This is a genomic window from Roseitranquillus sediminis, from assembly GCF_016918935.1.
Taxonomy (GTDB): domain Bacteria; phylum Pseudomonadota; class Alphaproteobacteria; order Rhodobacterales; family Rhodobacteraceae; genus Roseitranquillus; species Roseitranquillus sediminis.
In genome coordinates, this window is record NZ_JAFFOB010000004.1 from 17688 (window position 1) to 39927 (window position 22240).

At 69.7% G+C, this 22240-nt stretch carries 25 protein-coding genes; 3 read left to right on the forward strand and 22 right to left on the reverse strand.

What is annotated here, in order from left to right:
• Nucleotides 1-31: 31 nt before the first annotated feature.
• From JM664_RS00140 to JM664_RS00200, 13 genes are all read right to left on the reverse strand, one after another.
• Nucleotides 32-247 (reverse strand): hypothetical protein, encoded by a 216-nt coding sequence (locus JM664_RS00140; RefSeq protein ID WP_227417882.1) that lies wholly within the window; start codon nucleotides 245-247, stop codon nucleotides 32-34.
• Nucleotides 248-285: 38 nt separating this feature from the next.
• The gene (locus JM664_RS00145; protein ID WP_093359479.1) at nucleotides 286-960 is read right to left on the reverse strand and encodes a YcbK family protein; all 675 of its coding nucleotides are present in this window, start codon (nucleotides 958-960) and stop codon (nucleotides 286-288) included.
• A 74-nt stretch (nucleotides 961-1034) separates the two neighbouring features.
• Nucleotides 1035-1325, reverse strand: coding sequence for a DUF6127 family protein (locus JM664_RS00150; protein ID WP_093359480.1), 291 nt, complete (start codon nucleotides 1323-1325; stop codon nucleotides 1035-1037).
• Between the two features lie 13 nt (nucleotides 1326-1338).
• Nucleotides 1339-2415 carry a DUF2793 domain-containing protein gene (locus JM664_RS00155; RefSeq protein ID WP_093359481.1) on the reverse strand — a complete coding sequence of 359 codons (1077 nt, stop codon included), beginning with the start codon at nucleotides 2413-2415 and terminating at the stop codon, nucleotides 1339-1341.
• Between the two features lie 10 nt (nucleotides 2416-2425).
• Nucleotides 2426-6391, reverse strand: coding sequence for a baseplate multidomain protein megatron (locus tag JM664_RS00160; RefSeq protein WP_227417883.1), 3966 nt, complete (start codon nucleotides 6389-6391; stop codon nucleotides 2426-2428).
• Nucleotides 6392-6400: 9 nt separating this feature from the next.
• Nucleotides 6401-6832: an NlpC/P60 family protein gene (locus JM664_RS00165; RefSeq protein WP_227417885.1), complete on the reverse strand. Its 432-nt coding sequence runs from the start codon at nucleotides 6830-6832 to the stop codon at nucleotides 6401-6403.
• Nucleotides 6829-7713: a DUF2163 domain-containing protein gene (locus JM664_RS00170; RefSeq protein ID WP_093359484.1), complete on the reverse strand. Its 885-nt coding sequence runs from the start codon at nucleotides 7711-7713 to the stop codon at nucleotides 6829-6831. Before JM664_RS00170 ends, JM664_RS00165 begins: the two co-directional genes overlap by 4 nt.
• Nucleotides 7710-8336: a DUF2460 domain-containing protein gene (locus tag JM664_RS00175; RefSeq protein WP_093359485.1), complete on the reverse strand. Its 627-nt coding sequence runs from the start codon at nucleotides 8334-8336 to the stop codon at nucleotides 7710-7712. Before JM664_RS00175 ends, JM664_RS00170 begins: the two co-directional genes overlap by 4 nt.
• Nucleotides 8336-10753, reverse strand: coding sequence for a phage tail tape measure C-terminal domain-containing protein (locus JM664_RS00180; RefSeq protein ID WP_227417886.1), 2418 nt, complete (start codon nucleotides 10751-10753; stop codon nucleotides 8336-8338). Before JM664_RS00180 ends, JM664_RS00175 begins: the two co-directional genes overlap by 1 nt.
• Complete coding sequence (locus JM664_RS00185; RefSeq protein ID WP_227417887.1) at nucleotides 10746-10904, reverse strand: DUF7697 family protein; 159 nt, start codon at nucleotides 10902-10904, stop codon at nucleotides 10746-10748. Before JM664_RS00185 ends, JM664_RS00180 begins: the two co-directional genes overlap by 8 nt.
• Nucleotides 10905-10972: 68 nt before the next feature.
• Entirely contained in the window at nucleotides 10973-11428 is a 456-nt protein-coding gene (locus JM664_RS00190; protein ID WP_093359488.1) for a hypothetical protein, read from the reverse strand.
• Nucleotides 11428-12369, reverse strand: a complete 942-nt coding sequence (locus tag JM664_RS00195; protein WP_227417888.1) for a phage tail tube protein — start codon at nucleotides 12367-12369, stop codon at nucleotides 11428-11430. The genes JM664_RS00190 and JM664_RS00195 overlap by 1 nt, the downstream gene beginning before the upstream one ends.
• A gap of 23 nt (nucleotides 12370-12392) precedes the next feature.
• The gene (locus JM664_RS00200) at nucleotides 12393-12812 is read right to left on the reverse strand and encodes an acyl-CoA transferase (RefSeq protein WP_227417889.1); all 420 of its coding nucleotides are present in this window, start codon (nucleotides 12810-12812) and stop codon (nucleotides 12393-12395) included.
• Between the two features lie 69 nt (nucleotides 12813-12881).
• Between JM664_RS00200 and JM664_RS00205 the strand changes: the two genes are divergently transcribed.
• Both JM664_RS00205 and dmeF read left to right on the forward strand, forming a co-directional pair.
• Nucleotides 12882-13154, forward strand: coding sequence for a metal/formaldehyde-sensitive transcriptional repressor (locus JM664_RS00205; RefSeq protein ID WP_227417890.1), 273 nt, complete (start codon nucleotides 12882-12884; stop codon nucleotides 13152-13154).
• Complete coding sequence (dmeF, locus tag JM664_RS00210; RefSeq protein ID WP_227417891.1) at nucleotides 13151-14125, forward strand: CDF family Co(II)/Ni(II) efflux transporter DmeF; 975 nt, start codon at nucleotides 13151-13153, stop codon at nucleotides 14123-14125. Before JM664_RS00205 ends, dmeF begins: the two co-directional genes overlap by 4 nt.
• Nucleotides 14126-14129: 4 nt before the next feature.
• Here the strand turns inward: dmeF and JM664_RS00215 are convergent, their stop codons facing one another.
• Genes JM664_RS00215 through JM664_RS00255 form a run of 9 tightly spaced genes read right to left on the reverse strand, consistent with a single transcriptional unit; the run spans nucleotide 14130 to nucleotide 21773 of the window.
• Nucleotides 14130-14759 (reverse strand): DUF6441 family protein, encoded by a 630-nt coding sequence (locus tag JM664_RS00215; RefSeq protein WP_227417893.1) that lies wholly within the window; start codon nucleotides 14757-14759, stop codon nucleotides 14130-14132.
• Nucleotides 14756-15067 (reverse strand): head-tail joining protein, encoded by a 312-nt coding sequence (locus tag JM664_RS00220; protein ID WP_227417894.1) that lies wholly within the window; start codon nucleotides 15065-15067, stop codon nucleotides 14756-14758. The genes JM664_RS00215 and JM664_RS00220 overlap by 4 nt, the downstream gene beginning before the upstream one ends.
• On the reverse strand, nucleotides 15067-16080 hold the full coding sequence (locus JM664_RS00225) for a major capsid protein (protein ID WP_227417895.1): 1014 nt from the start codon (nucleotides 16078-16080) through the stop codon (nucleotides 15067-15069). Before JM664_RS00225 ends, JM664_RS00220 begins: the two co-directional genes overlap by 1 nt.
• A gap of 21 nt (nucleotides 16081-16101) precedes the next feature.
• Entirely contained in the window at nucleotides 16102-16470 is a 369-nt protein-coding gene (locus JM664_RS00230) for a head decoration protein (RefSeq protein WP_227417896.1), read from the reverse strand.
• Nucleotides 16471-16476: 6 nt separating this feature from the next.
• The gene (locus JM664_RS00235; RefSeq protein WP_227417897.1) at nucleotides 16477-17496 is read right to left on the reverse strand and encodes a head maturation protease, ClpP-related; all 1020 of its coding nucleotides are present in this window, start codon (nucleotides 17494-17496) and stop codon (nucleotides 16477-16479) included.
• Between the two features lie 4 nt (nucleotides 17497-17500).
• The gene (locus tag JM664_RS00240; RefSeq protein ID WP_227417898.1) at nucleotides 17501-19021 is read right to left on the reverse strand and encodes a phage portal protein; all 1521 of its coding nucleotides are present in this window, start codon (nucleotides 19019-19021) and stop codon (nucleotides 17501-17503) included.
• Between the two features lie 4 nt (nucleotides 19022-19025).
• Nucleotides 19026-19241 carry a phage head-tail joining protein gene (locus JM664_RS00245; protein WP_227417899.1) on the reverse strand — a complete coding sequence of 72 codons (216 nt, stop codon included), beginning with the start codon at nucleotides 19239-19241 and terminating at the stop codon, nucleotides 19026-19028.
• A 5-nt stretch (nucleotides 19242-19246) separates the two neighbouring features.
• Nucleotides 19247-21241 carry a phage terminase large subunit family protein gene (locus tag JM664_RS00250; RefSeq protein ID WP_227417900.1) on the reverse strand — a complete coding sequence of 665 codons (1995 nt, stop codon included), beginning with the start codon at nucleotides 21239-21241 and terminating at the stop codon, nucleotides 19247-19249.
• Nucleotides 21189-21773 (reverse strand): hypothetical protein, encoded by a 585-nt coding sequence (locus tag JM664_RS00255; RefSeq protein ID WP_227417901.1) that lies wholly within the window; start codon nucleotides 21771-21773, stop codon nucleotides 21189-21191. The genes JM664_RS00250 and JM664_RS00255 overlap by 53 nt, the downstream gene beginning before the upstream one ends.
• 111 nt (nucleotides 21774-21884) lie before the next feature.
• Here JM664_RS00255 and JM664_RS00260 point away from each other — a divergent pair, with 111 nt between their 5' ends.
• Nucleotides 21885-22154: a hypothetical protein gene (locus JM664_RS00260; RefSeq protein WP_227417902.1), complete on the forward strand. Its 270-nt coding sequence runs from the start codon at nucleotides 21885-21887 to the stop codon at nucleotides 22152-22154.
• Nucleotides 22155-22240 lie beyond the last annotated feature (86 nt).

Consider the following 22240-nt stretch of genomic DNA (forward strand, 5'->3'; position numbering starts at 1 on the left):
GACCGGCGGACATGCAGAGATGCCGCCAGGTTCAGAACCGACCGTCGCGCAGCCGCTCAGCAAGCTCGTCGCGATCGCGAGGGCGGCGAGCTGCCGCTTCCAGCATCTGGCGTTGGACATCATTGGCCTTCTCCGTGGTCTCAAGACGTTCGGCGAGGCGTCCCGCTCGCTCACCGGACCGCCGAAACGAAAGCAGGAACAGGAGCACGGCGAGGACGCTGGCGGCGTAGCGCAGCGTCGCCCGCATCCACGGGCCGGCCGCGATCCCGGTGATACGCGCGGCGATCACCGCCGCCCCCGCTTCCAGTCGTCCAGACGCGCGTAGATCGTGACAGCGATCCCGCCGAGCGCCACTGCGATGAACACCCAGCGGAGCGTATCGAGATACGGGACCAGCGGCAGGACGGCGCTTTGCGTCTCTGCCAGCACCTGCTGGGCCACCTCCACCCCGGCCGCGCCGAGCGTCGCGACACCCGCCGCACCGCCGCCCTTCATGGTGCGGCTGTCGGCCAGCACTTCCCGCGAAGGCGGCGCTTCCTTGACGAACGGCACCGCACGCGGCGGGAACCGCTCGCCCCACTGCCGCGCCGGCCCCAAATCGACATGCATGAAGCCCGAGCGCGGATAGAAGCCGAAGCCGAGGAACCCGACCTCCCGCGCCGCCACCTCGAAGGCCACCGGGTCGTGGTTCGTCATGGCGATGTCGAAGGCGGCGCCGTCGAGGTGCTTGGATCGGGTCGCGCCGCCGACCGCGCGGTTGTGCTCGGGACTGCGATAGGCGGAACGGACGATCAGCGGCTTGCCGAGGCGGTTGCGCAGCGCCTGCAGCTTGTCGAGCGCCGGCTCGTTGACAAGGAGCTTGCCGGTCCCGCGGCAGGCGATCTCGGCCGGGCTGAAGTTGGGCCAGCTCCAGATACGGTCGGGCACATCTCGCCAGTGGCGGTAGAAAGTCGTCGTCATGGGGATCCTCCGGAATCGAAAAACCCGCCTCGAAGGGCGGGTGCGGTCGGTCGAACGGGCGGATGGCGCAGGGTCTACGGGCTGCCGCCGAAGATACGGAGCTTGATGGCGATGCCGGCGAGCAGCGCCAGCATCACGCCTGTGGTGATCATTCGCACGGTGGTCTGCACCGCAGTGCGGCGCACGAGCCGGATGCATTCGACGAGCGAGCGCAGGTCGCGGATGTCCAGCGCCGCCTCCTTGCCCTCGAGTCCGACGTCGGAGAGCGCGCGCTTTGCCCCTTCCTCGGCCGCGCGGGCGAGGATCGTCTCGAACTCCGACTCCGGGACCCGCACGAAGCCCTGATCGTTTCGGCGTACCGTCATGGCGTCCTCCTCGTCAGCCGATCTTGCAGCCCCAGAAGGACGTGTGATCGGCGGCGAAGTAGCCGTCCGCGACCCGGAAATACCCCTGCAGCTCGACGGTATCGCCGGCCGTCAGCGGCACCATGGTCTGCAGCCAGATGGCGGTGGCGAGCGAGACGTGGGTCGCGGAGATTTCGCCGAGGGAGCCACGGATTTCGGTGGTGCCGTTCAGGACAAGCCGTCCGCGCATGCGGGCCGTGGCGCTGGCGTTGATCTTGTAGAGCAGCGTCGCGCCGAAGAGGTAGGTGCCGTCGACCGGCGCCACGAAGTGGTTGTTCGCGGCGTCGAACGCGCCCTGGTCGTTGTAGTCGGTGTTGTTCAGGCCGATCTTCGTCCAGGTCCCGATACCGACATAGTTGTCGTAGTTCGTGTACGCCTTGAAGCGCGGCAGCCGGGGCTGATCGACGATGCCGGTGGTGTTGTCGACGCTGAGCCCGTCGAAGAAGGTGCTGCCGTCGGCCGAGACCGCGAGGCGGAACCTGTCCGAGCCGAACAGCCCGACCAGCGCCTTCGTCACGAAGCCGGTCTGCAGGGTCAGGCCGAGGTCATCGCCTGCCGCCTCCTTGTTCATGGTGTAGAAGAGATCGCCGGTGCCGCCCTCAGCCACGGTCTTCGCCGTCCAGAGCGCGGCGTTGAGCTTGGCCGCGAACGGATTGGCGGCATTGGCGGTAGTGCCGATACCAAACAGCGCCATGTTCTGCAGCGCCGCGGGCGTGGTGCCGACCCAGCCTGCGCCGTCGTAGACCAGCAGCAGCCCCTCGTCCTCGACCCATGCCCGCCAGCCCGTGCGCGGCGGCAGGCGTAGCCAGGCGCCATCGGTCCAGAGCGCAACGTTCAGATCCCAGCCCGCCCAGTCGCCCGTCGCGCCCGAGCCGACGATGTATCGGTCGCCATCGGCAGGAGAACCGGGCGGCGCTGTCAGATCGCGGTCGAGCACGGAAAGCTGGACGAGCCCGTCGAGGATCCGCAGCGCCTCGTTGTGGGTGACATGCTTCTGGGCCTGCGCCGCCAGGATGTAGGGCAGCAGGAGATGGGTCGTGGCGTCGGACATGGGATGGCCTTCAGAGCATCAGCGTGACGGTCTTGGGCGCGCCCCGCCCGACGAGGGCGGAGAGCTGGAAGATGCGGACGTCGAGCGTGTCGCCCGGTCCGAGCGGCGTGCCCCAGTCTTCGGTCTGCTGGGCGGCGGTGTAGACCGAGCGGGTCATGGTCGCAGACAGCACCCGCCTCACCGCGGCGCCGTCGAGGATCTCGACCTCGTAGGCTTCCAGTTCCTCGGCCAGCGGCACCTCAAGCCCGCCCCAGCTGTCCGCCGCGAGCGCGCGCGACCGCCGTGCCCAGCGGATTGTCAGGTCGCCGGGCGTGCGCGGCTTGCGCCACGGCTGCTCCACATGGGCCACGGAGAACGGACGCAGTCCGATGCCCTCGGGCGCGAAGGCCTGCGCGACGTAAGTCTCGTCGCTGACCGGGCGGCTCGCGGGGCCGATGCGCCAGTTCCACGGGATGCCGAGATCGGCCTCAGCGATCGACAGCGATGCGAGCGACGCGTCCAGCACCACGACCCGCGCCCCCGCCGGCGCGGGGTTGCCCATCGCACCCTCGGTGCCGCGCTGACCGCGCAGGAGCCGGGTCAGGAGATACCGGCCGGGCGCCAGCAGCTCGGCCGCGCCCGCCTGGACGATCTCCCAGACGCCGGGCGCGCTCTCGATCGCCAGCGCGTTGGCGCCGCCGAACAGGGTCAGGTCCGTGACGCTTTCCAGCGTGCCGGTCAGCAGATCAACCACCAGCGAGTTGCCGAGGTCGAAGCGCGAGGTGGGGCCAGGATAGAGGTCCGACACCATCGCCCCGATCCGGGCGCGGCCGCCGAAGCTGGTGAGCAGTTCGAAGCCGTCGGTCGACGGACTGCGGAACACCGCGATCTCGCCCGGCCAGGGAACGGCGTGCGCGGCGACCAGTGGCCGGTGTGCGGGCTGGTCCTCGGTGAGCTGCGGCAGGTCCATCAGCACCGCGTCCGGCGCGCCGAAGACGACGGCGCGCGTCAATGACGCCGCGCGGGGATCGCCGGGCGGCAGATCGTAGGTCGCCCTGTCCTGGCGGACCGCCTCGATCCCGCGCGCCTCGGCGTCGGCGATGGAGACGAGCCGCAGATCGACCAGCCGCCCGTCATGCGCGAGCTGGATCGCGTCGGCCGGATCGAGCGCGAGGCGCGACGGCGGAAGACGGAACGCCGCCGTCTCCCGGCCCACCCAAGCCTCCATCAGCGCGCGACGGCAGCGCCGTTCCGCTTCCTCGGGCGGCACCGCCATCGGGAAGGACTCGGAGGCGATGCGCGTGGTGTCCACGGTGATGCGCCGCGCCTCGACGAGGGCTGCGTCGTAGTCCTCGTCGGCGCGGGCGACCTGCCACTTCAGCGCCTGCGGCAGTTCGGTTTCCTGGCCGCGCGTCAGTTCAAGCACGTCGCCTTCGCGGGTGGCGACCAGATCGTCGGGCGCGAGGATGGCGACAGACGCCCGGCCGCGCATCACGAAGCGGATCACCCCCTCGGTTTCCACCGCGTCGAAGCCGAAGTGGCGCGACAGCGTGGTGATCGAGGCGCGCGGGCTTTCCAGCGCCGTGATGGCGTAGCCCTCCACTGCGCCCCAAAGCCCGGTGACGTCGATCCGGGACTCGACCAGCCCCGCACGCAGGCAGAGGTGCCGGACGAGTGCGGCCAGCGACACCGCGCCGAGCCGCCCGGTCAGCCAGTGCCCGAGCCGCCAGTTCGCGCCGTCGGTCCAGACGTCGGTCAGCGCGGGAAAGAACGGATAGGGTCGCGCGTCCCAGGTCCAGGCGGCGCATTCCGGCACATGCACCATCCGGCCGCCGTAGACCGATGAAACCGGGTTGTTCGCGGCGTCACCCCACCAGAGATACGTCGCCTCGAGATAGGCCCGCTGGATCGCGTCGTCCCGCCAGCCCCGCGAGAAATGCGGCGTGAAGCTCTCGGACGATTTCGGGTCGAAGAAGACGTTGGGCTGGTTGGTGCCCCGGTCGATGGCCGGACAGCCGAGCTCGGTGAACCAGATCGGCTTCGACTGCGGCGCCCATGCGGTCGGTGTCCCGCTCTCCACCCCGCCCGGGCGGTCGTAATGCGCGTTCGACCACCAGGCGCGCAGATCCTTGTAGCGGAACACCCACGGCTTGGCCGCCGCGCCATCGGTGATCGGAGTCCGGTCTTGCGCGCTTCGGTCGGAGGCACTGGCGTAGAACCAGTCGAAGCCTTCGCCGCCCGCGATGTTCGCCTGCAGGTAAGCCCGGTCGTAGATCGCGGGCCAGCCCTCGGCCGCGTCGAGATGCTCGAACCCGTCGCGCCAGTCCGAGAGCGGCATGTAGTTGTCGATCCCGACGAAATCGATCTCCGGATCGGCCCAGAGCGGATCTAGGTGGAAGAACACATCGCCGCTGCCGTCGCCCGGTTGGTGCCCGAAATACTCCGACCAGTCCGCCGCGTATCCGATCCTGGTGCCGGACCCGAGGATCGAACGCACATCGGCAAGCAGGTCCCGATAGGCCTGCACAGCCGGGTAGGTGCTGGCGCCCGAGCGGATGGTCGTCAGCCCCGGCATCTCGGTGCCGATCAGGAAGGCGTCGACCCCACCCGCCGCCGCGCAGAGATGGGCGTAGTGCAGCACCATGCGCCGCAGGCCCCAGTCGCCGGGCGTGCCGGTCCAGCTGACGCTCTCGCCCGCCACGCTGAAGTTGGCGGGCGTGGCCGCGCCGAACAGCGCCGCGACCTGGCTTGCGGCCGTGGCGGTCTTGTCCACGGTTCCGGCGAAACCTGCCGCCGGAGAACAGGTGATCCGCCCCCGCCACGGGAACGCGGGCTGCCCCGTCCCGGCTGCGTTGTCTGAATACGGGTTCGGCAGCGTGTTGCCGGGCGGCACGTCCATCAGGGTGAACGGATAGAAGGTCACGCGTAGCCCGCGCGCCTGCATCTCCTGGATCGCCTGCACCACGGCGAAGTCGGACGGCGTGCCGCCATAGACGGGCCGATCCTGATCGTCGCGGCTGACGAGGAAGGCATTAGCGCGGCTGACGCCATTCACCGACCATGTGGCGGGCGTGGTCGACTTGGCCGTCACCTCGACGCCCGGCCGCACCTCGCAGGAACCTGCGCGCAGATCGTCGCCGAACCACGCCACGACGAGGCTGACACTCTCGACCGCAGGCGCCATCGCCTGCAGCCGGTCCAGCGCCTCCACCATGTCGGTGGAGTCGGCGAGCGCGTTCAGGTTCTCGGGCACCGTCGCGCCGCCATCGGTCTTGCGGATCGCCTGCGTCGCGTAGGTGAACTCGCCCGAGGCCGGGATCATGGTGACGGCGCGGGTCAGCCCCTCGGCGGTGTCGGGATCGGCCAGTGGCCGGAACACCTCGAAGGAGAGCTGCGGCAGGCGGTTACCATAGGTGGAAAGCGCCAGCTCCTCGAACACCACATACGCGGTGCCGCGATAGGCGGTCGTGCTGGCAGCCCCCATCTTCGCCGCGATGAACGGATCGGCGGACTGCGCCTCGTCGCCCGGATACCAGCGCCAGGTGACGCCGGAGAGGTCCATGGGCTTGCCGTCGGCCCAAATGCGGCCGATGCCGGTGATCGGGCCCTCGCAGAGCGCCACGGCGAACGAGGCATAGTAGAGATACTCGGTCGTCTTGACCTTTCCTCCGCCGCCGCCCTTGCCGCCGCCCTGCGTGGTGGTCTTGGTCTCCTCACGAAAATCCGTCGCCCAGATGATGTTGCCGCCCATGCGCATGCGCCCATAGAGCCGCGGGATGACCGCCCCTTCGGTGGCCGAGGTGATGCGCAGCGTGTCGAGACGTGCACCCTCGATGCGCTGCGTCGGCGCCAGCGACGAGATGATCCAGCTGTCCACGACCGAGCCGATGGTGGAGCCGATGAAGCCGCCTATGGTGGCGGCGCTCACGCCGAGGATCGCGCCGCCAATCGAACCGCCAATGGCGGCGCCGGCCGCGCCGAGAACGAGGGTGGCCATGTCGAGGTCTCAGCGTTGCGGGAACAGGAAAGCGAAGGCGATGCGCCGCCGCCAGCTTTGGGTGAGCGGTTCCTCGATCACGCCGAGCCGCTCGTAGGCGTGGAGGAAGCTGTCAGGGCCGGTCAGGATCCCGACATGCTTGGCGATGGCGCAGGGCTTCATGCGGAAGAGGACCAGCGCGCCGGGACCGGCTGCCGCCGGTTCCACTTCGATCATCATCCGCCGCGCGCCTTCGGCCAGAACCTCGCGCGGGCCGGTTTCGCCCCAGTCCCGGCTGTAGGGCGGGATCGGGAACGGCTCGGGGCCGACGACCTCGCGCCACACGCCCCGGGCCAGCCCGAGGCAGTCGCAGCCGACGCCGCGAAGGCTCGCCTGGTCGTGATACGGCGTGCCGAGCCAGGACCGCGCGACGGCGATGACGCGCGTGGGATTGGCGTTCACAGCACGGACCCCTCGTGGCCGCCGTCCTTCGTGGCGTAGCGCAGCACGGCGTCCTGGCCGGGGATATGCGGGAAGCCGCGGAAGTTGAGGGTATTCGCGAACTTCGCGCCGCAGGTCTCCATCCGCTTGTCGCAGCCCGCGCGGATGGTGAAGGCGTCGCCCTCGGCGATCGCACGCACCGGCGCTTCGAGCAGGGTCAGCACAGCGATGCCGTCCGTCACGTCATGGTCCAGCACCTCAGTGCGCCGCCCCGCGTTTGCGCCGCTCGTCCACTCCAGTGTGCCGAAGGTGAACCAGCCGGAAACGAACCCGCCGAGCCCCGAGGCGGTGAACGCCCGGTCCCGCAGGAGATCGATCACAGCGCCTGTGCCCTTGACGGCCGGGTCCTCCAGATCGACGCCGCAGCGCCCATCGCCGAGCGCCGCGTCGCAGGCCGCCTGGAAGGTCCGCCCGACCGTCTGGCCCAGCACATGGGCGAGCGAGCGGACCTCCGCGACGAAAGCCAGCCGGCCGCGCCGGATCTGGCCGATGGCACCGCGTCGCATGAGGACGCGATGGCCGGTGTCGGACCAGTTCACCCGCCAGACCTCGACCTCGGCGTTGTCCCAGCGGCCATCCATGATGTCGGTCTCGATGATGCGGTCGGAGGTCAGCACGCCCTCGGCGTCCTGCGCATCGACCGAGAGGTCCGAGCCGGAGCGGACCTCGGACGCCGTGAGCCCGCTCTCGGGCTCGAAGTTCGTCCCGTCGAAGCTGAGCGTCCGGTCGTGGTCGGTAAAGCCGAAGGTCACGCCGTCGGCGCGCGCGATCCGCCAGCACCAGGCGAGCGTCGTCGTGCCGGCGTCGAGATGGGCCTGCAGGGCGGGAGTGAGGGTCTTCATCGGCGGAGTTCCAGAAGCGGGATTGAGGTGATCGAGCCGAGCCGCTCGAGGTCGAGCGTCACGTCGAGCGCATCGGTGTCGAAACGAACGGGCACGTCGAACTCGAAGCCCGCGGTGATCGCAACGCCGGAACCCGGCGCGGCGCTGAAGGTGACGACGCCGGTGGCGGTGTCGACCGACCACCCGGAGGACTGCTCGACGCCCGACAGCGCGATGCGCACGCTGCCCGCAACCGGCTTGGCGATGGCGCGCGTCCAGGATTGCGCGCCCGAGGCGTAGCGCTTGACCAGCTGGAAGGCGATCGTCGTGCCGTCGCCGGTGCCGATTGATTGATCGGTTGGCCCCGGTATCTGCGACGGCAGGCAGGACTTGTGGTCGCCCCAATCCTTGAACCGGAAGCCGTAGAGCCGCCCGTTGCGCGCCTCGAAGAAGGCGACCACTGCCGCCAGATTGTCGGCGCGGCGGATGCCGTAGGCGACGTCGTAGCGGCGGCGCGAGTTGGCCCAGCTGGCGTTGCGCTCCTCGTCTCCCGAGGCGAGCTCGACGATCTGTGTGCGCCTTTCGGGGCCGCCGCGCGCGCCCCGGCTGATGTTGTCGGGAAACCGGACCTCTTGAAACGTCATCATATGCCCCTCCGCCCCAGCGACACCGCACGGGCGATGTCCGCCGCGACCTGCGTGCGGGACTGCCGGAAGCTCTCGGCGTCGCGGGCCATGATGGTGACGTTGACCCCGCCGCCCGCGCCGTAGCTCTGTGCCTCGCGGCGCGACAGCACCCGCTCGCCGCGCTGCAGGATTGCGGGCACCTCGTCGTGACGAAGCCCGGGCATGCCGCCACCATGCATCCGGGGCGCGGCAGCGAAGGCCATGGCCGGGACCATCCGCGAGGGTCCGGCGGATCCGACCATCCCGCCCGCATGCAGGACGTTGGCGAAGATGCCGCCAGCACCGGAGAACACGCCGGAGAGCGCGTTGGCGATCGGCCCAAGGATGAAACGTCGCGCCGCCAGCTGGGCGAGATCGGCCAGCAGCGAGGTGACCAGGTCGCGGAAGTTCAGCTTGCCGGTCTTCACGAACTGGCCCACGGCGTTCTCCGCCGACTGGAAGGCGCCGACGAGGCTCTGGCCTATGTCGCCGCCAATGTCGCGGGCCTTGCTGGCGTAGTCGGACAGCGCCGCCGTGACCGCCTGCCAGCCGGTGACGGCGGCCTCGGTTGCGGGCCCCGCCGCATCAGCGGCAGCCCCGGCCGCCGCGCCTGCATCTGTTGCAGCGCGCCCGGCATCGCCGAGCGCCGTCTCCAGCCGCTCGGCCGCTGCGGTGGCCTCGGTCAACGCATCGGCACTCGCCTCGTCGGTGCCGCGCACCGCGTCGCGCAGAGCCTGCCAGCTTTCGAGCGGCGCACGAGCCCCTTCGGCCAGATCGCGTGCGGCTCCGCGATAGAGGTTCGCGGACTCGAGCGCGCGGTTCGCCGCGTCGGTCAGGCCCAGATCGGGCGCGGTGAGCGGGTTGTCCTCGAAGGCCCGGTCGAACGCCGCCTGCGCCGCCGTCGTGGCGGCGCTGGCCGCGCCCTCGAAGCGGTTCTCGATCTCGCCGAGGTCGAGGTCGGGCACCAGCGAGATGCGGCGCTCCGACCCGAGCGCTTCCAGCCCCTGGTTGATGCCGCCGATGAATCCGTTGATGCGCGAGACGACGCCGTTCAGCATCGCCTCGACGCCGTCGACCAAGCTGTTCGCCGCCTGGAACGCCAGATCGCCGATGGCCGCGGGCAGCAGGCCCCAGATCGCCTTGATCGCCTCATAGGCGCCCTCGAAGGTGTTCGCGGCGGTGTTGCCGAAGCCCACGACGCTCTCGATGGCGCTCTGCATGCCCGACGCCGCATCGGCCTTCAGGTCGAAGAACATCGCTGTGGCGGCGGCACCCGCCGCTGCGGCGCCCATCCTGATGCGTTCCCAGACCTCGACCGCGAGGTCCTTCAGGAGCGACATCGCCTCGCCGAACCCACCCGCACCGGAGACGAGCCGGGTGAACTGGTAGACGAGTTCGCCCGCGCCGACGATGAGCGCCCCGATGCCGGTGCGGATCAGCGCACCTCGCAGGACGACGAGCGCCGTGGCAAGGCCACGGACCGAAAGGGCAGCAGCGGCCATGCCAGCCACCCAACGTCCCGTAAGCAACGCCGCGAAGGTGGCGGCATAGGTGGTCAGGCGGCCGATGTTGTCGAAGAGACCGCGGATCGCGATGCCGAGCGGCCCGGTGCGGCTGGCGACTGCCGCCATGGCATTCGCGACCGCTTCCAGCGCCGGAGCCGCTGCGACCGCCAGCTGGTTCGACAGCCCGCGCCAGATGAGGCCGAGCCTTGAGATTGCATCGTTCGTCCGCTCGATCTGATCGGCGTCCTGCTCCGAGACGACCACTCCGAAGGCAAGGACGTCCTCGGTCGCCTGGCGCAGCGTCGCGGTGTCGATCCGCGACATGGCGATGGAGCCTTCCTCGCCGAAGAGCTGGCCCGCAACGGCGGCACGTTCGGCGGCGGGCACGAAGCTCTCGATCGCCGCGTTGATCGCCCCGACCCGCTGGTCCAGCGGCAGGGCGATAAGCTCGCTGGCCGATAGTCCCAGCCGGTCCAGCGCGTCGGCGGCAGGACCGGTCCCGGCGGCCGCCTGGCTGAGACGACGCGTCAGATCCTTGGTGGCCTGCTCGATGCCGGACATCGACACGCCCGCCAGTTCGCCCGCACGCTCGAGCGTTTGGATCGAGGCGACGGTGGTGCCGAGCGACTGCGCCAGCTTGGCCTGCGCATCGACAGTCTGCAGACCGGACCGGATCATCGCCACGCCTGCGGCGGCAGCGGCTGCCACGGCGGCGGCGGCAGCGACGCGCACCCGCCGCGAGAAGGCCGCGAGCCGGGCGTTGGCCGCTTCCATCTCCCGGCTCAGCCGCCCGAAGCCGCGCGACCCGGCTTCACCCACGCCTTCCAGCTCGGCGCGCACCTGTCGCCCGCCCACGGCCGCGAGGCGGACGGACACTCGCTTTTCAGCCATCAGGTCGTTCCATCTGTTCGTTAAGCTTGGCGACCATCACCGCTTCGATGACGGGCAGCAGTTCGGCCATGGCGAGCGGCGGCACGCCGAGCGCATCACCGAGCGCCAGCGCTGCCGACATGTCCCATCCGATCACCGCGCCCGGCAGCACGCGAAGCTGACCACCGAGACGGCCGACCAGGTCCCAGACCTGCCAGCCCTCCGGCGTTTCCGGACGGTTCAGCCGCGCCGGGCAGTCCGGGCAGGCTTGCTCGCGGCCCTCGTAGGGTGCGCAGGCCTGGCAGTATCGCTCGCCCCCGCCGAAGGACCATTCGGCGAGAGCGCAGAGGCGTTTTTTTCCTGTTCCAGCAGCAGGCCCTTCGAGACGTAGGTGAGCTGGAAGGCCTCGAAGATCGGCCAGACATCGAGCAGCGCGTCGATGGCCTCGGGGCTCGGGTCGATGGGATTGCCGTCGGCGTCGCCGATGCCGTCCCAGGCGAGCACCGCCCGCCGCGCGAGAGCCTTGGCGAAGGCGACCGCGCGCTCCTCGTCGGAAGCCTCCTCCGGAACGGCCTCGACGGCCGGATCGCTGCGGGTCGCCACCATCAGCGCCGTGGTCAGCGTGCGGAGTTGCACCCGAACCCCGGGCGCCAGGTCGTGCCAGTGCGGGGCGTTGGTCAGGTCGAGCGTGAGCATCAGTACACCTCTATGTCGTTGATCAGGGTTGCGGTGCACATCCGGCCGATGACGCCGTCGCGCGCGGCCTGCCAGTCGAAGGTCGCCTGCACGCCCTGCGGCCCGGAGATCTCGATCCGTGGGCGCGGCAGGTAGACGGCGTGCACGGTGAAGGTGAAGCTTTCGCCCGAGGGCAGAACGTAGGCGAACTCCATCTCGCAGGCTTCGCCGTTGATGGCCTGCGTCACCAGCGTCTGGTCAGCAAAGCGCACCTCGATCCGGCCGGTCAGTGCGGCGATGGAGGGGTCCGCCCCGTCGATGCGGCCGTCGTTCCGGATGGTCTCGATCCGGTCGAGATTGTTGGCATAGGTGATCTCGGCCGAGACCACGTTGCCGAGCGCCGTCCCGTTCCGGGTGATCGCTCCGTTGAAATGCCCGAAGCGCTTCAGCTCCAGCGCGGCGGGCGTTCCGGCGCTCGTGGTCGTGCCCACCGTCTCGCCCTGCGCCACCAGCCGCGCGGTTGCCGTCAGCAGGCCCGAGCGCTGCATCTGCCAGGTGATCTGGTCGAGGACGCAGCCGGAATACATCGCATAGCGCGGCACCTCCGGCATGCCGGTCTCGATCGACATCGAGGGCAGCGTCCAGGACCCCGACTGGAACTCGTGGCTGTACGGCGCCTCCGCGCCGGTGGTCGTGGGCGCGCCGAAGGCGGCCTTCAGCCAAAATCCGAAAGCCTCGGCGTCGAGCGGCACGACGACATCGCCGTCCGCCGTCACCGCGTCCTTGATCGGCGCCAGCGGATCGCGGCCGTATCCCAGCAGCTCGGAGTTCAAGAGCGGCTGCTCCGCGCCAAGCGAGGAGCTGGCGAAGGGCATACGTCTGAAGCCGCTCGCGGGCGGCGTTCCATAGGTCGTCTCGAACGCAAGCGCCATCAGCGCCCGCGCCCCCTGGGCTCGTGCCATCGTCGTCTCCTGTGGTCGTTGGGTCAGGCCAGCGGGTCGGCCGTGGAATAGTGCAGCACCACCGGGATCACGGCGGCCTTCAGGCTCGCCGCGCCCTCGACCGGCAGATCGACCGGGCGCGGGGCTTCGGCCTCGACCCAGTAGCAGAGCCCGCCCAGTGTACGGTCGGCGGCGAGCGCGGTGCCGATGCTGGCGGTCAGCGTGTCGAAGGCGACGTCACGCGCCGCGCCTTGAACGACCGCCTCGATCTCGGCGCGGTGCTGGTAGTGGTAGCGCAGGGGCGACAGCGTGACCTCCGGCTCGCCCGGCTCGCCATCGCGCAGGATCAGCAGGCCATCGGGTGGTATGCGCTCGGGCAGCACCTCGCCGCGCAAGGCGGTAGCGGCCAGCGCCGAGAGCCGCGCGTGCAGCGCGGCGAGGATGGTTTCCCGAGCGGTCGGCATGGATGGTCATCGCACTTGCTGAAGTCGAAGCATTGTGAAGGTCGATAGTATAGGGTAGGCTCCTATCCCATGAGTCACTCCGTCGAGAAAAAATCGAAGCTCCTCGCCCGGGTCCGCCGTCTCAAGGGCCAGATGGAAGCCATCGAACGCGCGCTGGAGGTGGAAGCGTCCTGCGCCGAGATCCTCAACCTGGCCGCCTCGGTTCGCGGGGCGACCAATGGCCTCGTTGTCGAGCTGCTCGAGGATCACCTGCGCAATCACGTTGTCGATGCGGAGAGCGACGCTCTCCGAAGCTCCGGAGCGGCGGAACTGATCGAGGTCATGAGAAGGCACCTGAAATGAGCCGAGACACCGCCACCGTCGGTCCGCACGAGCATGTCTTTCTGGGCGAGGACCACGCGCGCAACGAGCGGCGCACCTGGCTGGTGATCGCGCTCACCGCGACCATGATGGTCGCGGAAATCACGGCTGGAACGGTCTTCGGCTCAATGGCGCTGCTCGCGGACGGGTGGCACATGTCCACCCACGCCTCGGCGTTGCTGATCACGGCGCTCGCCTACCGCTACGCCCGCAGGCATGCGCGCAACCCGCGCTTCACCTTCGGGACCGGCAAGCTCGGCGATCTCGCCGCGTTCGGCAGCGCCACGGTTCTGGCCATCGTCGCCCTGCTGATCGGCTGGGAAAGTTTCGTGCGGCTCCGCAATCCCGTGCCGATCAGCTTCGACGAGGCGATCGTGGTGGCCGTGATCGGCCTCGTGGTGAACCTCGTCAGCGCTTGGCTGCTCAAGGACGACCATGCCCATCATCACGGACACGGGCATCACCACCATCATCACAATGACCACGCGCACGAACATGATCAGGACGGCTCCGCGCGTGCCGGTCACCGCGACAACAACCTGCGCGCCGCCTATTTCCATGTTCTCGCTGACGCGCTGACCTCAGTGATGGCGATCGTCGCCCTGCTGGCGGGACGCAGCTACGGCTGGGTCTGGCTGGATCCGGTGATCGGCATCGTCGGCGCCCTTGTCATCGCGCGGTGGTCGTGGGGCCTGCTGCGGGACAGCGGGGCGGTTCTGTTGGACTATGCCGCTGAAGGCGAAGACCTGCCGGACGAAGTCCGCGCGGCGATCGAGAATGAGCATGATGAGATCATCGACCTTCACGTCTGGCAGCTTGGGCCGGGACATCACGGCGCCATCATCTCGATCCTGAGCGCCGAGCCGAAACCGGTCATGGAGTACCGGAAGCGGCTGGAAGGGGTACATGAACTCGCGCACGTGACGATCGAGGTTCACGACAGAGCAGCCTGAAGGATCACATCCGTCCTTCCAACCAGTTCGCCACGATCAGCCCCGGCACCGCATCATGCGCGCGCTCTGCGTCCCGCGCGAGATCAAGCCGCTTCGGCAGCTTGACCTGCGGCACGAGAAGGAAGATCGGCGCCGTCACCTGGCCGCGGCCGGTCTTCGCGCGCGACACGACCGCCTGGCCCTTCGTGTTGAGCCGTCCCTCCGCCACCAGCAGGCTCGGACCCGTCCGGCGATAGACGAAGCGCAGGCGCAGGCCACGGCGGCGTTCCCATTCGCCGGGCGTGATCCTGCCGCCGCGGAGGGACTTGCCCGCCGCGGGCAGCGGGATCGCCAGCCAGAAGCCATTTTTCGAGCGGATCAGCGGGCCGGTGTCATGCGCGCCGACGATGACCGGCGCTTTCGACCAGACCAGCGCCGCGGCGTCGAGACTCTCGCCCGACCGCGGGAAGTTTTGGCTTCGGATCGAGTTGGCCAGCCGTGTGCCGAGCCCTGAGCCGCTGATCTGCAGCCTCCACGCGGTCTTCAGCCCGGTCCCGGCCACACGCATCGCGGCCGTCACAGCGCGTTCGCCCGCCGCGACCTCGGCCGCCATCATCGCCACGATGTCGGGATCGATGTCGAGCTTCAGTTTCACGCGGGCCTCAGATCCACGGTCCAGACGAGCCGCTCGCGGTCACGGACAGGCTCTCCCTGAATGAGGAAGACCTCGCTCTCGATCTCGACCCGGTCGCCGGGGCGCGGGTTCGGAACCTCGGCGATGCGCAGGTCAAGCCGGGCCGATTCCGACCAGAGCCGCGCATCGCCGAAGGCCGTGGTGTCATCCGGCCGCCGAACGATCGCGCGCACCGGCGCCGGGGTGCCGCCATCGGCGGTGTAGGCGACGTCGCGCGCGAGATGGGCGTCCGCAAACAGTGCATCGAGGGCGGTGGTGAAGGCGCTCATCAGGTTCGCCGTGCGCTCCGCAGTACCTGCGGCCGGGTGCAGATCGGCAGCGGATTGCTCTCAATCTCGAGCCGCACCCACTCGTCGCGGTCCCGGTCGGGGATTGAGCGCGCGTAGAGCGGCAGGCCGAGCGTGTTGACCGTCTCGAACGTGTCCGCCGGCGCGTAGTAAATCTCGAAGAGCCCCTCAACGCCTTCGGGATAGAAATATGCCTTGTCCGGCGGCACGCCGAAGGCGGCATTGCCGCGGTAGCGCCGGAAGGTGATGCCGCCGAAGCTGACTTCTTCCGAGGGGCGGCTGCGCAGATCGGCCGCGGCCGCGGTGTTCAGATAGGTCTCGCGGACCTCCTTGTGCGCGACGAGATCGGCAAAGAAGGCCGAGCCGCATTCCGCGCGCAGCTGCACCGCCCCGGTCGAGAGGCCGCCAAGGCTGTCCTCGACATCCTCGATCAGCGCCTGACATTTCTTGCGCAGCGCGCCCGAGCCCGGCGAGGCGTTGTCGAGGTCGAAATCGACCTCGGCGGCCGGCGTGATCGCGAACTCGGTGAAGTAGTCGATCACCGTCGCCCCGTCCTTGGGGTCGAGCACCCGGCCCTGGATGCCGTTCAGCAGGTGGAACTCGAAGGTGGCCTCGGCGTCGGAGCGGAGCCGCCGCAGCCGGCGCGCCACTTCGACTTGGATCTGCTGGGTCTCGCTTTCCTGGCCAAAAGCGCGGATGCCCTGGATCTCCGAGGCCCAGAGCACATCCTGCTTCTTGAACTGCCGGCAGACGAAGGCGCGCACGTCCCGGCGCTCGGGCACCTGCTGTTCGTAGGCCGAGCCGCGCTCGGAGAACGGGATCAGCGACAGCGTGCCGTCGCGGCTCTCGATCACGACGGTGCGCGTGCGCACGCCGCGGTCGGAGAAGAGGCCGGAACCGGAGAGGGTGGCGGGCTTGAAGGGGATGTTCTCGAGTGCGCGGGTGAGCTCGATGACCGAGAAGGCGTCGGTCTCGAAGATGTCCATGGTGGCCATGGCGGGTCTCCTTGGGAAGAATCAGCGGACGAGCACGCCGGCGGCGAGCAGGTCGGCATGGGCGGCGGCGATCTCGGCCTCGCTCGGCGTGCCGGCAAAGACGAGGTCGTGGCGGTTGACGATGGCGGGCCCGCGGACCAGGGCGACGGCGGGTACCTCGCCGCCCGAGGCGTCGGCCTTGCCCCAGAGCACGGCAACGGCGGTCTCGGTGCCGTCGACGGCGGCGGGGTCGTGGGCGGCGTAGTTGCCGGACGCGGTGATCTTGCCCAGCACGGTGCCGGGCTCGAGCATGCCTGCGGCGATGGTGACGACCTCGCGGCAATAGTCGCGGAAGGCCTCCCAGACGAGGAAGCCGCCGGTATGCGGGCCTTCGGTCAGAACTTGGGCCATTTCGGATCATCCTTTTCGCTTGAAGGTGCGGGCGATCACGTCGCCCCAGGGCCAGGCCTCGCGACCGGGGCCGGGTTGCGGATGGCTGGCGCTGATGTCGGGCTCGGCCTTGGCGCGGGCATCGATCAGCGTCTTGCGGATCTGCTCGAGGTCGGCCCCGTCGGCGAGGAAGCCGGCCGCCATCTGCGGCTGACCGGCGAGCCGGCAGAGGTCGACGACGGCGCGCGCGTAGGCCAGCGCCTCATTCCGGACCGTGGCGAGATCGGGCGACGGCTCGGGCGCGGCAGGCTGCGCCGGCTCTGGCCCTCCGCTGCAGCCCGGGGGATCGGCCGCGGACTGGGACGCGTGTCCCTGGGCGTCATCGTCGTCCACTTCTTCCGCGGCATCGTCCGTCTGTCCGTCGTCCGCGTCGTCTGCGGCGTCGGAGCTTTCCACCGCCTCGACCAGATCGGGCGGCGCATTGCGAAACCGCCGGATGTCGAAGCTGGCGGCGAGCCGGACCGGCTCACTCATCCGGTCGGCGAAGCCGAACTCCACCGCCTCGGCGGCATCGAGCCAGGTCTCCTTGGTCATCAGGGCGACGATCTCCTCGTCGGACCGGCCGGACTTCGCGGCGTAGCCGCGCACCAGGCTGCCCGCGATCTTGTCCAGCGCCTCGGCGGTGGCGCGCATGTCGGCGGCGGTGCCGAGGACCATGCCCGAGGGGTCGTGGATCATCAGGAAGGCGTTCTCGGGCATGACGACCTCGTCGCCCGCCATCGCGACGTAAGAGGCGGCCGAGGCGGCGATGCCGTCGATGGTGACGGTGACGGTGCCCTGGTGGCGCTTCAGCGCGTTGTAGATCGCGACGGCGTCGAACACCGAGCCGCCCGGGCTGTTCAGCCGCAGATCAATGGGCGCGGCCTCGGGCAGCGCACCGAGCTCGGCGAGGATGTCCTTCGCCGAGACCCCGTAGGCGCCGATCTCATCATAGATTGCCACTTCCGCACCCGCCCCCCGGGCGCGGATCGCATACCAGCTTGCCATGTCGTCACTCCTGTTCGGTGGCCGGATCGGTCGCGGCGGCGCCATCGCCCGTATCATTGCCGCCGCCATCGCCGGGCTCGGCCCGCGTCGCCGGTGTCGCCCGCGCGCCTTGTGTCTCGCCGGGACTGGTGCGGTAGCGCAGGCCGAGGCCCGTCGCGCGCGCAGCGTCGGCGGCGTTTTCGCGGTCGACTTCCTCGATGTCGTAGCCGGTGGCCTCGACGACCTTCCGCCGCGAGGTGATGCCGGCCTCCATCGCCAGCACCTGCGCCTGGATGTCCTTCAGCGGATCGACCCAGTCCCAGCGCGGCGGGATCCACTGCACCGGCCGGGCAGTAGCAGGATCGGCATCGAGCGCGCCCGAAAGCACCGCCGTCTCCAGCCAGCGGAGCCAGACCGCGCGGCAGAGCTGGTGCACGATCACGCCGTGCTGCAGCTGGCCGATGCGGCGGCGGAACTCGACGAGCTCGGCGCGCAAGGATGAGTAGTTCGCCTGCCGCACATCGCCGGTGACGAGGTGATAGGGCAGTCCCAGCGAGGCCGAGACCGCGAGAAGCGTCCGGTATTGGAAAGCCTCGTAGCCGCCGCCGACATCCGCCGGCGACGAGAACTTCACGTCCTCGCCCGGCAGCAGCACCTGCATCGTGCCGGGCTCGAGGCTCGCGATGGCCGCCCCATCCAGATCCGCCTCGGCCTCGCCCATCATCGGCTCTTCCGGCGCGGTCTTGGTGATGAAGCCCGCGAACATCGCCGCTGTCTTCTTCCGGTCGAGTTCCGCGTCGTCGTACTGGTCGAGCAGGAACAGCCGCACCATCGCTGGCGCGATATGCGGCAGGCCCCGGATCTGACCTGCGTCGATGGGGCGGTAGATGTGCAGCACGTCCGCCGCCGGCACGCGCACCGTCTCCGGGACCACCGCGCCCTGGTCGGTGCTGTCGCCCGGGTGGCGGCGGCGGAAGTGGTAGGCCACGCGCCGGCCGATCGCATCGAACTCGATACCGCAGCGGATGCGGTTGCCGTTCGCCGCGGTCTCGGTCTTCTCGAAGGGCAGCATCTCCGACTGCAGGAGATGCAGTTGCAACGGGACCAGCAGCCCGTCGTCTGCGCGCCTGGGCCGAAGGCGGACGAAGCATTCCCCGGCCACGAACATCTCGCGCGCGACCATGGCCTGCAGGCCGTAGAAGTCGGTCAACCCGTCCGCATCGGCCTCGTCGGTCCAGGCGAGCCAGAGCCGCTGCACACGATCCCGTACCGGCCCATCCTCGATCAGCGACGAAGGCTTGATCCCGTCACCCACGAGATTTGCGGCGAAGGCCTCGCAGGCATTGGCGGCGTAGCCGTTGGTGACGACCAGCTCGCGGGAGCGCGCCAGCAGTCGCGGCCCGCCCGAGGCCACCAGCGCGTTGATGTTCTCCAAGGGCGGGTTCCACCCGCGGAGCCGGCGTTTCGCCATCGCGCCTTCGAGGCGGGCGCGCATTGCGTTCGGGCCGCCGGCGGTACGGCGGCGGAACCGATCGAAGAAGCTCATCGCGTCAGAGCCCCTTCGCGGTCGTCACGCGGATCTGCCGCACCATCCGTCGCCCCTCCGCCGCCGCGATCTCGCGCTCGAGCGCCTCGATGGCCCGGTCGATCTCCGCGACGCTGCGATAGTCCACGGTCTTGCCGTCGTAGCTCACCCGCGCGACGCCCGAGGACCGCTGTGCGGCTAGCGCCTCGCGCCGGGCGCGGAGCTCTGCAGGCGTGGACATGGAACTCACCTCATGTAGCTGGAGCGCACGGTCTGCCGCCGCGGCGCCGTCCGCCTCGATGCCGGCGCGGTCGAACCCGACCCGGCTTCCGGTGCGTCTTTCGCCGCGACGCCGAGCTGAGCCTCCAGATCGGCCCAGCGCGCCTCGGGCCAGCGGTCGGCCCCGAGGATCCACGCCGCGGCGCGCGCGTAGACCCTCGTGTCCAGCGCCTCGTTGCGTTCCCTGAGCTTCTGCCATTCGAGCCGGGCGAAGCCGCGCTTCGTGCGGACCGTCACCAGCTGCTCGGCGGTCAGCTGCTTCAGCCATTCGCCGTCCGCCCAGTCCGGCAGGTGGATGGTGCCGGGCGGGCACAGCGCGCCCGTCTGCTGTTCCTCGCGCGTCGGCCGGTCCTGCCGCAGGAACCGGTAGGTCTCGGCCTTGAAGGTCGAGGTGGCCACCGTCCAGAGCCGCGCCCCGCGCCGGAGCCGCTTGCCCGCGACGGTCGCATCGACATAGGTCGGCCCCGTCACCGGGCTCGTCCGGTTGAACCCCTCTACGCCCTTTACCGGCGCCACCTGCGCGAAGCCTACCTGGCGCGACCAGGCATAGACCGCTGAGGTCTCGTAGCCGGTATCGACGGCGAGCCGCGCCAGCGCCATCGGCTGACCCGAGGCATGCGCCCATGTCCGGCCGAGCAGGTCCGTCAGCTGCTGCCAGCAGCCCGGATCACCGGGGCCGCCCTCGAGAACGAGGTGGTCGACGAGCCAGCTTTCCAGCCCGCGGCCCCAGGCCCAGACATCGACCTCGATCCGGTCTCTCTGCACGTCGGCGCCCGCAGTCAGGAACAGCCCGCCCGCAGGAACGGTGCCAGACGGCCACGCCTCGCGCCGGTCCGCCAGACGCTGCCAGTCGGGCGCCTCTCCGGTCTCCATCCAGGTCTCGCCGAGGATGGTGTTCCGGAACGCCCGCATCGCTTCGTCCGATCCCCGTGCGGCCTCGTGCGCCCGCGCGATCCGCGGCCAGCTCAGCCAGCCCACCGGCGAGTAGAGCGCCGACAGGTGATAGCCGATGGTCGTCGGGTCGGCCGAGGTTGCAGTCGCCCGCCACTCGCCCGCGTCCAGCATCGCCGTCTTGTGATGCTCGGCGATCGGCTGTTCGCAGCCCTCGCAGTGGTATTCCGCTGTTTCCGGCTTGCCCTTGTCCCAGCGCAGGCGCTCGAACTTCAGCCACTGCATCGCGCCGCAGTGCGGGCACGGCACGAAGAACCGCCGCTGATCGCTGGCCTCGAACTCGCGCTCGATCCGGCTGATCCCCCGGATCGTCGGTGTCGAGACGAGGAACACCTTGCGCCGGTGGGCGAAAGTCAGCGACCGCGCCTCGGCCAGCGTCACCGGATCGCCCTCCTCGTCGGCTGAGGCCGGATACGCGTCGACCTCGTCGAGGAAGATGTACCGAGCTGGCGTCGAGCGCAGGCCCACCGCCGAGTTCGCGCCCGTCATGATCAGGATGCCGCCCGCGAATTCCTTCGACAGCATCGTGTTGCCCGCATCCCGCGAGCGGGCGGGCTTCACGCGCTCCCGCAGGTCCGGGCTCTCCTCGATCAGCGGATCGATGCGCTGGCGCGAGTTGCGCTTGGCGAGTTCCACAGTCGGCTGGACCGCCAGCATCGGGCCCGGCGCCTGGTGGATCGCGAAACCGATCCAGTTGTTGCCGGCCTCGGTCGCGCCGACCTGCGCGGCCTTCATGAAGACGATCCGCTGCATTGGATCGCCCGGGCTCAGCCGGTCCATGATCTCGCGCATGTAGGGCGTGCGCGCGGTCCGGTACCGTCCCGGCTCGGCCGAGGCGCGCGAGGCTAGCATGCGGTGCCGGTCGGCCCAGCCCGAGACCGTGAGGTGGGGATCGGGACGGATTCCCCGCGACCAGGCGCGGATCAGCGCCTCGGCGCCGTCGAACCCGAAAGTCGCCTCATCCAAGCCCGGGCCGGATCTCCGCGAGGTTGTCGAGCTGGGCGCGGACATGGGACTCCAGAACCTTCTGCATCAGCGCCACCTCCACTCCGATCCCGTCTCCGAGCGCCGCAGTCAGTTCCGCGGCCATCAATGCCGCGACCCGGGCGGGCCAGGTCACCCACGCGTCGCGCTCCTCGCGCGCAAGCCGGAACATCAGCGTTTCGGCCCGCGCCCTCTCGACGAGCTCGCCCTTGAGCTTCTGCAGCCGGAGCCGCCGCTCCTGCGCCTTCATTACCTCGTTCGCGGTCTTGGCCTGCAGGAACGTGGTGCCGCCGCCGACTGCCGGCGCGGCAAGACCCTGCTCGCGCAACGTGTCGCCAACCGCGGCCACCGCCGCTTCGGGCACCGGCTTCAGCTTCGCGTCGGGTGCATTTCTGGTCTTGGACGGGTCAGTCGTCTCCGCACGTCGCCGGTCGGAGGCCGCGGGATCGATGCTGCCATCCTCGTGTAGGACCAGCCGCCCGGCGGTCTTGGCCTTCTGGATGGCGCCCCGCGAGAGCCCGACATGGGCGGCGTACTGGCGCTCGCTCATGCCCACCATCGTTCGCTCCGATTTCCATGCAGTTTCAGCTGCTTATTGAGTTGATAAGCCTCGGGACCGGAGCGAACGTCCGTCCGACGACGCGATGCAACACGATCCGGAGCCGCCACCATGACCCGCCCGAACCCGATCACCACGCCCCGCCACGAGCAGTGCGCCGAGAAGGCGCAGCGGAACGAGGAAGCCGCGCTGAGCGCCTTCATCGCGAAGAAGGACGAGATCGACGTGATGCTCGCCCGGCTGCAGGCGCTCAGCGACGATCACTTCAACGCCCACCCCGACGAGATCAATTGGGGGCACGTCGGCACCCTCGAGCATTATGCCAGCCTCCTGAAGCGGATCACCGACAGCGCCTTCCGCGAAGGCGAGCACGCCGAGTAGCCGATAGTCCTCTCGAGTCCCGCCCGCCGAGTGGCGGGCTCGACCTCGTAGAAGGGCCCGCATTCCGCGCGCCCCGATACGACGGA

Excerpts from the sequence above, each read along its gene's own strand:
- JM664_RS00245 (WP_227417899.1), bottom strand. The coding sequence starts at position 19,241 with ATGTCCACGCCTGCAGAGCTCCGCGCCCGGCGCGAGGCGCTAGCCGCA.
- JM664_RS00205 (WP_227417890.1), top strand. The coding sequence starts at position 12,882 with ATGAGTCACTCCGTCGAGAAAAAATCGAAGCTCCTCGCCCGGGTCCGC.
- JM664_RS00150 (WP_093359480.1), bottom strand. The coding sequence starts at position 1,325 with ATGACGGTACGCCGAAACGATCAGGGCTTCGTGCGGGTCCCGGAGTCG.
- JM664_RS00220 (WP_227417894.1), bottom strand. The coding sequence starts at position 15,067 with ATGAGCGCCTTCACCACCGCCCTCGATGCACTGTTTGCGGACGCCCAT.
- JM664_RS00195 (WP_227417888.1), bottom strand. The coding sequence starts at position 12,369 with ATGGCACGAGCCCAGGGGGCGCGGGCGCTGATGGCGCTTGCGTTCGAG.
- JM664_RS00200 (WP_227417889.1), bottom strand. The coding sequence starts at position 12,812 with ATGCCGACCGCTCGGGAAACCATCCTCGCCGCGCTGCACGCGCGGCTC.
- JM664_RS00190 (WP_093359488.1), bottom strand. The coding sequence starts at position 11,428 with ATGCTCACGCTCGACCTGACCAACGCCCCGCACTGGCACGACCTGGCG.
- JM664_RS00230 (WP_227417896.1), bottom strand. The coding sequence starts at position 16,470 with ATGGCCCAAGTTCTGACCGAAGGCCCGCATACCGGCGGCTTCCTCGTC.
- JM664_RS00250 (WP_227417900.1), bottom strand. The coding sequence starts at position 21,241 with ATGTCCGCGCCCAGCTCGACAACCTCGCGGAGATCCGGCCCGGGCTTG.
- JM664_RS00260 (WP_227417902.1), top strand. The coding sequence starts at position 21,885 with ATGACCCGCCCGAACCCGATCACCACGCCCCGCCACGAGCAGTGCGCC.
- JM664_RS00225 (WP_227417895.1), bottom strand. The coding sequence starts at position 16,080 with ATGGCCACCATGGACATCTTCGAGACCGACGCCTTCTCGGTCATCGAG.
- JM664_RS00155 (WP_093359481.1), bottom strand. The coding sequence starts at position 2,415 with ATGTCCGACGCCACGACCCATCTCCTGCTGCCCTACATCCTGGCGGCG.
- dmeF (WP_227417891.1), top strand. The coding sequence starts at position 13,151 with ATGAGCCGAGACACCGCCACCGTCGGTCCGCACGAGCATGTCTTTCTG.
- JM664_RS00145 (WP_093359479.1), bottom strand. The coding sequence starts at position 960 with ATGACGACGACTTTCTACCGCCACTGGCGAGATGTGCCCGACCGTATC.
- JM664_RS00255 (WP_227417901.1), bottom strand. The coding sequence starts at position 21,773 with ATGGTGGGCATGAGCGAGCGCCAGTACGCCGCCCATGTCGGGCTCTCG.
- JM664_RS00235 (WP_227417897.1), bottom strand. The coding sequence starts at position 17,496 with ATGGCAAGCTGGTATGCGATCCGCGCCCGGGGGGCGGGTGCGGAAGTG.
- JM664_RS00240 (WP_227417898.1), bottom strand. The coding sequence starts at position 19,021 with ATGAGCTTCTTCGATCGGTTCCGCCGCCGTACCGCCGGCGGCCCGAAC.
- JM664_RS00140 (WP_227417882.1), bottom strand. The coding sequence starts at position 247 with ATGCGGGCGACGCTGCGCTACGCCGCCAGCGTCCTCGCCGTGCTCCTG.
- JM664_RS00175 (WP_093359485.1), bottom strand. The coding sequence starts at position 8,336 with ATGACGTTTCAAGAGGTCCGGTTTCCCGACAACATCAGCCGGGGCGCG.
- JM664_RS00170 (WP_093359484.1), bottom strand. The coding sequence starts at position 7,713 with ATGAAGACCCTCACTCCCGCCCTGCAGGCCCATCTCGACGCCGGCACG.
- JM664_RS00180 (WP_227417886.1), bottom strand. The coding sequence starts at position 10,753 with ATGGCTGAAAAGCGAGTGTCCGTCCGCCTCGCGGCCGTGGGCGGGCGA.
- JM664_RS00160 (WP_227417883.1), bottom strand. The coding sequence starts at position 6,391 with ATGGCCACCCTCGTTCTCGGCGCGGCCGGCGCCGCCATTGGCGGTTCG.